Annotated in this window: 5 protein-coding genes and 2 pseudogenes; 5 read left to right on the top strand and 2 right to left on the bottom strand. The window is 71.1% G+C overall.

Going from position 1 to position 9482, the window contains the following annotated elements; all coding sequences use genetic code 11:
* Nucleotides 1–23: 23 nt before the first annotated feature.
* A pseudogene (locus CS062_RS27440) lies at nt 24–71 on the top strand (hypothetical protein); the annotation flags it as partial.
* 207 nt (nt 72–278) lie between these two features.
* On the opposite strand, the pseudogene CS062_RS17120 reads toward CS062_RS27440, so the two are convergent.
* A pseudogene (locus tag CS062_RS17120) lies at nt 279–1652 on the bottom strand (protein kinase domain-containing protein); the annotation flags it as partial.
* Nucleotides 1653–1702: 50 nt separating this feature from the next.
* Between CS062_RS17120 and nirB the strand changes: the two are divergent.
* The 4 genes from nirB (at nt 1703) to cobA (ending at nt 8362) form a co-directional block, all read left to right on the top strand.
* The gene (gene nirB / locus CS062_RS17115; protein ID WP_099862796.1) at nt 1703–4222 is read left to right on the top strand and encodes a nitrite reductase large subunit NirB; all 2520 of its coding nucleotides are present in this window, start codon (nt 1703–1705) and stop codon (nt 4220–4222) included.
* Between the two features lie 15 nt (nt 4223–4237).
* Nucleotides 4238–4618, top strand: a complete 381-nt coding sequence (gene nirD / locus CS062_RS17110) for a nitrite reductase small subunit NirD (protein WP_091719853.1) — start codon at nt 4238–4240, stop codon at nt 4616–4618.
* A 76-nt stretch (nt 4619–4694) separates the two neighbouring features.
* Complete coding sequence (locus CS062_RS17105; RefSeq protein WP_099862804.1) at nt 4695–7490, top strand: nitrate reductase; 2796 nt, start codon at nt 4695–4697, stop codon at nt 7488–7490.
* Complete coding sequence (cobA, locus tag CS062_RS17100; protein ID WP_233218111.1) at nt 7487–8362, top strand: uroporphyrinogen-III C-methyltransferase; 876 nt, start codon at nt 7487–7489, stop codon at nt 8360–8362. Before CS062_RS17105 ends, cobA begins: the two co-directional genes overlap by 4 nt.
* 3 nt (nt 8363–8365) lie before the next feature.
* Here cobA and CS062_RS17095 read toward each other — a convergent pair whose 3' ends face one another.
* Nucleotides 8366–9475, bottom strand: a complete 1110-nt coding sequence (locus CS062_RS17095; protein ID WP_233218110.1) for a YbfB/YjiJ family MFS transporter — start codon at nt 9473–9475, stop codon at nt 8366–8368.
* Nucleotides 9476–9482: the final 7 nt, after the last annotated feature.

Raw genomic sequence — 9482 nt, 5'->3', positions numbered from 1 at the left:
CGAAGCGCGACCTGGAGCTGCAGGTGCTGGGCGACGACGCCGAGGTGCTGAGCAACGCGCTCGAAGTCCATGTGTCGAGCCTGCGCCGCAAGCTCGGGCGCGAACTGATCGAGACCGTCCGCGGCCTCGCGGTGCACCGCCTTCAGCAGCAGGCGGTCGAGCCAGATCGGCACGTCGGGCCGCAGCCGCGAGGGCGGACGCGGGTCATGCCGGTAGCGGCCGCGCTGGTAGGGCTCGATCTCGCCATAAGGCAAGCGGCCGGTGAGCCACTGGTACAGCGTGACGCCCAGCGCGAAGAGATCGCTGCCCGCGTCCGCGGATGCCGGCGGATCGTCCCACTGCTCGGGATTGATGTAGCTCGGCGTGCCGGCATGCAGGTCGCGCAGCGCCTCCGGTTCATGGCCGGACAGCGCCACGCCCAGGTCCAGCAGGCGCCAGCGGCCGTCGTTGCCCAGGTGCAGGTTGCCGGGCTTGATGTCGCGGTGCACGATGCCGGCGCGATGCAGCCGGCCCAGCGCGGCGGCGATCTCGCCGGCCGCGGCGAGGAAGTCGGCCAGCGCCGGCCGTCCCTCGGCCATCAGGTCTTCCAGCGTGCGGCCGTCGTGCCAGTCGGCCAGCAGGTAGAGCGCGCTGGCATCCGGCGTCTCGTGGCCGCGCACCAGGCCCGGATGGTCGCCGACGCGGCGCGCCACCCAGCCCTCGTGCGCCAGCATGGCGCGCTCCTGCGGGTCGTCGCCGCGGGCCTCGCTCAGCGTCTTCAGCGCGAGCGGGCGCCGGTCCTCGGTGTCCTCGTCGCGGCGCGCGCGGTAGAGCCGGTGCACGCCGTTGTCGGCCACCAGCGCGGTGATGCGCAGGCCGTCGAGCAGATCCCCCGCCTTCAGCCGCGGCGGCACCGGCAGCCGCTGCGCGCCGCGCAGCAGGTCGTCGTAATCGGCGGTGCCCGGTGCGCGGACCAGCACCAGCAGCGCCGTGGCGTTGTCCCGGCCGCCGGCGTCGAGCGCCGCGCGGACGAGCGCTTCTGCCGCCGCCTGGGCGTCCTCGCCCATCGCCAGTTCGGCGAGCTGGCTCGCGCGCAGCGGGCCATGCACGCCGTCGCTGGTCAGCAGCAGGCGGTCGCCGGCGCGCAGATCGCCTTGCGCGTAGTCGACGCGCACCGTGTCGTCGAGACCGATCGCGCGGGTCAGCCGGGCGAAGTCGCTCTGGTCGATCGCATGGTCCTGGGTCAGCTGCACCGCCTGGCCATCGCGGATCAGCCAGACGCGGCTGTCGCCGACATGGGCCACCGTGTAGCCGCCGCCCTGCAGCACGACGGCGCTCAGCGTCGTCAGCGCCGAGCGCTCGCCGCGGCGGTTGTGATGGGCCAGCCAGCCGTTCTGCGCGGCGATCAGCCGGTCGAGCGCGACGGTGGTGTCCCAGTGGCGCGGCGTGGCGTGGTAATCGCGCACCAGCGCGCCAACGGTGGTCTGCGCCGCCATGCGGCCGCCGCCTTCGCCGGGATGACCGGCCTGTCCCGAGACGCCATCGGCCAGCGCCGCGATCCAGCCCTTTGCGGCTTCGCGCGCGTCCTGCGGGCGCTGCACGGCGGCGAAATCCTCGTTGCGTTCCCTCGGGCCGCGGTCGCTGGCCAGGCCGATGGCGATGTCGAAACTCATGGTGGCGGCGATTCTGCCGTCATCGCCCGAATCCGTTTGGAGTGTGCCGCATGAAAAAGATGAAGCTGGTGATGGTGGGCAACGGCATGGCGGGCGTGCGCACGCTCGAGGAGCTGCTGAAGATCTCGCCCGATCTGTACGACATCACCGTGTTCGGCGCCGAGCCGCATCCGAACTACAACCGCATCCTGCTCAGCCCGGTGCTGGCCGGCGAGCAGACGCTGGACGAGATCATCCTCAACCCGCTCTCCTGGTACGAGGAGAACGGCATCACGCTGCACCTGGGCAAGACGGTCACGCAGATCGACCGCATCCGGCGCAAGGTGATCGCGGCCGATGGCACCGAGGCCGACTATGACCGGCTGCTGATCGCCACCGGCTCCAATCCGTTCATCCTGCCGGTGCCCGGCAAGGACCTGGACGGTGTGATCGGCTACCGCGACATCACCGACACCAACACGATGATCGAGGCGGCGACCAAGTACAAGCACGCCGTCGTCATCGGCGGCGGCCTGCTGGGCCTGGAAGCGGCGAACGGCCTGATGCTGCGCGGCATGCAGGTCACCGTGGTCCACATCGGCGACTGGCTGATGGAGCGCCAGCTGGACGACCAGGCCGGCGAGCTGCTGCGCAAGTCGCTGCAGGAGCGCGGCCTGCGCTTCCGCATGGGCGCGCACACCGAGGCGCTGATCGGCGACAAGGACGGTCGCGTGATGGCGGTGCGCTTCAAGGGGGGCGAGGAGATCCCCGCCGACCTGGTCGTGATGGCCGCCGGCATCCGCCCCAACACCGCGCTGGCCGAAAGCGCGGGCCTGCATTGCCATCGTGGCGTCGTCGTGACCGACACGCTGCAGACGGTGACCGATCCCCGCATCTACGCCGTCGGCGAGTGTGCCGCGCACCGCGGCATCGCCTATGGCCTGGTGGCGCCGCTGTTCGAGCAGGGCAAGGTCTGCGCGAACCACCTGGCGCAGTTCGGCATCGGCCGCTACCTCGGCAGCCAGACCAGCACCAAGCTGAAGGTCACCGGCATCGACCTGTTCTCGGCCGGCGACTTCATGGGCGGGGACGGCACCGAGGAGATCGTGATGAGCGATCCCTTCGCCGGCGTCTACAAGAAGCTCGTCATCAAGAACGACCAACTGGTCGGCGCCTGCCTCTACGGCGACACCGTCGATGGCAGCTGGTACTTCAAGCTGCTGCGCGAGGGCCGCAAGATCGCCGACATCCGGGACAAGCTGATGTTCGGCGAAAGCAACATCGGCGACGTCGGCCACCAGGGCCACAACAAGGCCGCCGCGATGGCCGACAGCGACGAGGTCTGCGGCTGCAATGGCGTCACCAAGGGCGCCGTCTGCAAGGCGATCAAGGAGAAGGGCCTGTTCACGCTGGAGGAGGTGCGCAAGCACACCAAGGCCAGCGCGTCCTGCGGCTCCTGCACCGGGCTGGTCGAGCAGCTGCTGATGTTCACCGCGGGCGGCGACTATTCCGCCGCGCCGAAGAAGAAGGCCATGTGCGGCTGCACCGAACTGAGCCATCAGGAGGTGCGCAACGCCATCTTCGACGAACACTTGGTCAAGCTGGACGAGGTCTACGAGCGCCTGAGCTGGAAGACGCCCAACGGCTGCTCGACCTGTCGTCCGGCGCTGAACTACTACCTGATCTCGTCCTGGCCGAAGGAGGCCGTGGACGATCCGCAATCGCGCTTCATCAACGAGCGCAGCCACGCGAATATTCAGAAGGACGGCACCTACTCGGTGGTGCCGCGGATGTGGGGCGGGGAGACAACCGCCGATGAGCTGCGTCGGATTGCCGACGCCGTCGACAAATACAAGATCCCGACCGTCAAGGTGACCGGCGGCCAGCGCATCGACCTGCTGGGCGTCCGCAAAGAGGATCTGGTCGACGTCTGGCGCGACATCGGCATGCCCAGCGGGCATGCCTACGCGAAGGCGCTGCGCACGGTGAAGACCTGCGTGGGCTCCGAGTGGTGCCGCATGGGCACGCAGGACAGCACCCAGATGGGCAAGGACCTGGAGCGCGCGATGTGGCGCATGTACGCGCCGCACAAGGTCAAGTTCGCCGTCAGCGGCTGCCCGCGCAATTGCGCGGAGGCCGGCATCAAGGACGTCGGCATCATCGGTGTCGATTCCGGCTGGGAGATGTACATCGCCGGCAACGGCGGCATCAAGACCGAGGTCGCGCACTTCCTGGTCAAGCTCAAGACCGCCGAGGAGGTGATGGAGTACACCGGCGCCTTCATGCAGCTGTACCGCAAGGAGGGCTGGTACCTCGAGCGCACCGTGCATTACGTGAGCCGCGTCGGCCTGGACCATGTGAAGCAGCGCATCCTCGAGGATCACGAGGGCCGCAAGGCGCTGTGGGCCGAGCTGCAGTACGCGCTCGATGGCGAGCCCGATCCGTGGTTCGAGTTCGCGAAGGCGCAGGTCGACGTGCGCCAGTTCGAGCCGGTGGCCAGCATCGCCGTGCCGACCGGCGCCGCGTCGTCCGAGTCCGCCGGTGCCAGCGCCAAAACCGTTCCCGCCGCGCCGCTGCGCGGCCCCTTCTGATCAAGAGGCCCCGCCATGACCGACTGGATCTCCGTCTGCGCCGTCACCGACATTCCTGTGCTGGGCTCGCGCCGCGTCGCCCGCGCCAAGGGCCCGCAGGTGGCGCTGTTCCGCACCGCCGACGACCGCATCCACGCGCTGCTCGACCGCTGCCCCCACAAGGCGGGGCCGCTGAGCCAGGGCATCGTCTTCGGCAACGCGGTGGCGTGCCCGCTGCACAACTGGACCATCGCGCTGGAGAACGGCTGCGCCCGGGAGCCCGACGAGGGCCGCACGCCGGTGTTCCAGGTGAAGGTCGAGGACGGCGTCGTGCTGCTGGACCGGCAGGAACTGGACACGGTGGGCATCGACCTGCCGCCGGTGATGGCCGGTCCTTGCACCCGCGTGGCCTGCTGAGCGGCACCGGCCGATGAACGCCCGGGCGCCTCAGGATCACGAGCCCGCCGCGGCCACGGACGCGCCGGCCGAGGGCATGCGCAGCACGCGATCGACCTGCCCGTACTGCGGCGTCGGCTGCGGGGTGCTGATCGACACGGTGGGCGAGGGCGAGGCCGCGCGCATCGTCGGCGTGCGTGGCGATCCGGACCATCCGGCCAACTTCGGCCGGCTGTGCACCAAGGGATCGACGCTGCACCTGACCGCGACGCCGCTGGTGCGCCAGCGGCAACGCCTGCTGCAGCCGGCCTGGCGACCGACGCGCGATGAACCGCTGCAAGCGCAGGACTGGGACACGACCACGCAGCGCATCGCCGACCAGTTGCTCGCGATCCGCGCCGAGCACGGGCCGGATGCGATCGGCTTCTACATCTCCGGGCAATTGCTGACCGAGGACTACCACGCGTTCAACAAGCTGGCGCGCGGGCTGGTCGGCACCAACAACATCGACAGCAACTCGCGGCTGTGCATGAGCTCGGCCGTGGTGGGCTACAAGCAATCGCTGGGCGCCGATGCGCCGCCGGCCTGCTATGAGGATCTCGAGCAGTCCGACTGCCTGTTCATCGCCGGCTCCAACACCGCCTGGGCGCATCCGATCCTGTTCCGCCGCATCGAGGCGGCGCGTGCGGTGCGGCCGGGGATGAAGATCGTCGTCGTCGACCCGCGCCGCACCGAGACGGCCGAGTTCGCCGACCTGCACCTGGCGCTGAAGCCGGGCAGCGACATCGCGCTCTTCCACGGCATGCTGCATGCGTGCATCTGGGAAGGCTGGATCGACGCCGCGTTCATCGAGCGACACACCGCCGGCTTCGCGGAGCTGAAGGCGCTGGTGCGCACGATGACGCCGAGCGAATCGGCGCGGCTCACCGGCCTGAAGGAAGCGCAGATCCTGCAGGCGGCGCAGTGGTTCGCGCAGTCGCCGTCGACGCTGTCGCTGTACTGCATGGGCCTGAACCAGAGCAGCAGCGGTGCGGCGAAGAACACGGCGCTGATCAACCTGCATCTCGCGACGGGCCAGATCGGCCGCGCCGGGGCGGGGCCGTTCTCGCTCACGGGCCAGCCCAATGCGATGGGCGGGCGCGAGAGCGGCGGCATGGCGACGCTGCTGCCGGGCCATCGCGATCCAGGCAATGCGGCCCATCGCGACGAAGTGGCGGCGCTGTGGGGCGTCGGCGCGATGCCTGACAAGCCGGGCAAGACGGCGGTGGAACTGTTCCAGGCCGCCGCCCGGGGCGAGGTCAAGGCGCTGTGGATCGCCTGTACGAATCCGGCGCAGTCCTTGCCCGATCAGGCCCTGGTGCGCGCGGCGCTGGAGCGCTGCGAGCTCGTGATCCTGCAGGAAGCGTTCGCGGGCACGGCGACGGCGGCGTTCGCCGACGTGGTGCTGCCGGCATCGACCTGGGCGGAGAAGGAAGGCACCGTCACCAACAGCGAGCGCCGCATCAGCCGGGTGCGCGCGGCGCTGCCGCCGGCGGGCGAGTCCCGCGCCGACTGGCGCATCGTGCGCGATGTCGCGCAGCGCATCGAGGCCGCGCTGCGGCCGGGTGAGCCCAGCCTCTTCGCGTGGGAGACGCCGGAACAGCCGTGGATCGAGCATCGCGAGGCGACCCGGGGCCGGGACCTCGACATCGGCGGGCTCAGCTACGCGATGCTGGAAGAGGCGCCTCGGCAGTGGCCCTGGCCGGCGGGCGCCGCGGGCGCGAAGTCGCGGCTGTATGAGGACGGCCACTTCGCGCATGCGGACGGCCGGGCGCGATTCATCGCCAAGCCGTTCAAGCCGACGGCCGAGATGCAGGATCCGAAGTACCCGTTGGCCCTGAGCACCGGCCGGCTGCGCGATCAATGGCATGGCATGAGCCGCAGCGGCACCGTCGCGCGGCTCTTTGCCGGCGAACCGGGGCCCGCGTTGTCGATGCATCCGCAGGACATCGCGCGCCGCGGGCTGACCGCTGGCGCGCTGGTGCGCGTGCAGTCGCGACGCGGACCGCTGATCGTGCCGCTGCGCGCGGACGAGGGCGTCGGCGCGCAGCAGGCGTGGCTGCCGATGCACTGGGGCAGCGAGTTCCTCGGGGGGCGCGGCCAGTTCGGCATCAATGCGCTGACGCAACCGGCGTTCTGTCCGGACGCGCGGCAGCCCGAGCTCAAGTTCGCGGCTGTCTCGGTGGAGACGGTGGCCCTGCCGTGGCGCGTGTTCGGCGCGGCCTGGGTCAAGGCCGGCGACGCGGCCGCGCTGCGCAGCCAGCTGCGCGTGCTGATGGATCAGGCCGAGTACGCCTGCTGCCTGCCCGGACCCGCGCACGAGGGGCTGGAGGGCTGGAGCCTGGAACTGGCCTTCGCCGAGCCGCCGCCCGCGCCGGTCGTGCAGGCGCTGTCGACGGTGCTGCAACTCAATGGCATCGGCGTGCTGCGCTACGCCGATGGCCGGCGCGGCCGCAGCCGTTCGCTGCGGCTGGACGGCGACGGGGCCGAGGCGCGGTTGCAGGCGTTGCTGCGCGTCGGAGAGGGCACTGAGGGCGCGTGGCTCGATGCGCTGTGGAGCGAGCGCGTGCCGGTCGCGCCGTTCGGGCGCCGGCTCCTCGCCCCGGATGCGGACGGGCCCGCGGTGGCGGTCAGCCCCCAGGTCTGCAACTGCTTCAACGTGCGCGAGGACGCCATCACCGCCTGCCTGCAGCGGCAGCCGGAGGGCGCGCCCGAGGCGCGTCTGGCGGCGCTGCAGGGCGAGTTGCGCTGCGGCACGCAGTGCGGCTCCTGCCTGCCGGCATTGCGCCGGATGGTGCAGGCCGTTCCGCCGGCGAGTTCTTCGGTTTCGAATGCAGTGAAGGAAGCGACATGACGTCCCTCGATGCCAGCCCACATGCCAGCCCGCATCCCATCGAGCATCCCAGCGCGCCGATGGTGTCCCTCGTCGGCGCGGGACCGGGCGATCCGGAGCTCCTGACCGTCAAGGCGATGAAGCGGCTTCAGCAGGCGGAGGTCGTGCTGACCGATGACCTGGTCGATGCGCGGGTGCTGGCCTGCCTGCCGGCGTCGGCGCGTGTGCTGCGCGTGGGCAAGCGCGGCGGCTGTGTCTCGACGGAACAGCGCTTCATCCACGAACTGATGATCCGTGAGGCCAGGGCCGGCGCGCGTGTCGTGCGCTTGAAGGGCGGCGATCCGTTCGTCTTCGGCCGCGGCGGGGAGGAGGTCGATGCGCTGCGGGAGGCCGGCATCGAGGTCGAGGTGATCAACGGCTTGTCGGCCGGTCTGGCGGCGCCGGCTGCGGTCGGCGTGCCGGTCACAGACCGCCGCTGCACGCCGGGCGTGGCCTTCGTGACCGGGCACAACGGCGAGCACGGCATTGCGCCCGATTGGGCGGCGCTGGCGAAGAGCCGGCTGACGCTGGTGGTCTACATGGGGCTGGCGCGGGCGGCGGTCATCTCGCAGGCCTTGCAGGACGGCGGTCTGTCGGCGAGCACGCCGGCGGTGATCGTCAGCGCGGCGCACACGCCGCGACAGCGCGAATGCTTCACCACGCTGGCGGAGTTGCCGGTCGCGATCGAGCGCGAGGGCCTGCCGAGCCCGGCGCTGCTGGTGATCGGCGAGGTGGTGGCCTTGTCGCCGCGGTGGCGGGAGGTCGCCGGATTGGCGGCGCTCGAGACGAGCGGCGGCGCCGAGGCCCGTCTTGCGGAGGCGCTTCAGGCCGAGGCGGCCTTCCGCGCCGCGTGAGTCTCAGGCCGTGGCGTTCTGCTCCAGCGCACGAAGGCGGCCCATGATCGCCATGCCGACGGTGAGCACCGCGGCGGTCAGCCAGAGCGAAGCAAGATAGCTGCCGCTGGCCTGTGCCATCGCGCCGGCCAGCGCGGGCGCCGTCACCTGCGCGACGCCATAGCTGAGGGTGAGGCGGGCCATCGCCTTGCCCGGATTGCCGGGCGAACGCCGGCCGACGAGCGCGAGCGTGAGGCTGACCAGGCCGATGAAGGTCGCGCCATAGAGCAGTGCGCCGATCAGGGCCGCCGCCAGGCTGCCGGAGAGCGCGGGCAGCACGACCGAGAGGATCTGCAGCGCGAAGGCGGCGAGCAGCGCGTTGAGGTCGCCGAGGCGGCGCGCGATGCGGTCCCACAGGAACACGGCCGGCGTGGCGGCCAGTCCCACCAGCAGCCAGGCCCACGGGCCCTGGCCTCGCAGCAGCGGTTGGCGCTCGACGATCGCCACGGTGAAGGTGGCGCTGATGACGAAGCCCCAGCCGGCGCAGAAGTAGCCGGCGATCATCCAGCGCATCCATCGCGGATCGGGCGCGGTGGCGGTGCTCGTCGCGGTGACCGGCGGCGGCACCGGCGGGCGCCACCACACGGCCAGCGCGAGCAGCGGGAGGCCGACGACGACGAAGCCCCACCAGTGGCCGGCCCAGTCGAGCGCGAGTTGGTCCATCGCCATCGCGCCGAGGGCGGAGACGACGATGCCCAGGCCGAGCCCGAGGAAGTGGACGCCGAGCTCCGGTCGCTTGCCGGCGCGCATCAGGAAGCCGAGCACGAGGCCGGAGCCGAGCAGCATGCCGGCGGCGCCGCTGAGGCCGCCGAGGTAGCGCGACAGTGCCCACAGCGGCAGGCTGGGCGCGAGCGGCATCAGCGCGGTGGCGATCAGGCCCAGGACCATGCCCCAGAGGTAGAGCCGCGAGCGCCAGCGCGGGTCGTCGATCAGCGCGGCGATCAGGGCGCCGCTCATGTAGCCGGCATAGTTGACGGCGGCCAGGGTGCCGCCCATCGCATCGCTGAGGCCGGCCTGCTGCTGCATCAGCGGCAGCAACGGCGTGTAGGCGAAGCGCGCCAGGCCGATGCTCAAGATCAGG

Origin of the sequence: Roseateles chitinivorans (assembly GCF_002761755.1) — a bacterium.
GTDB classification, from domain to species: Bacteria; Pseudomonadota; Gammaproteobacteria; order Burkholderiales; family Burkholderiaceae_C; genus Roseateles; species Roseateles chitinivorans.
Note: the sequence above shows the minus strand (reverse complement) of the source record. Positions and strands in the feature narration are given on the sequence as shown.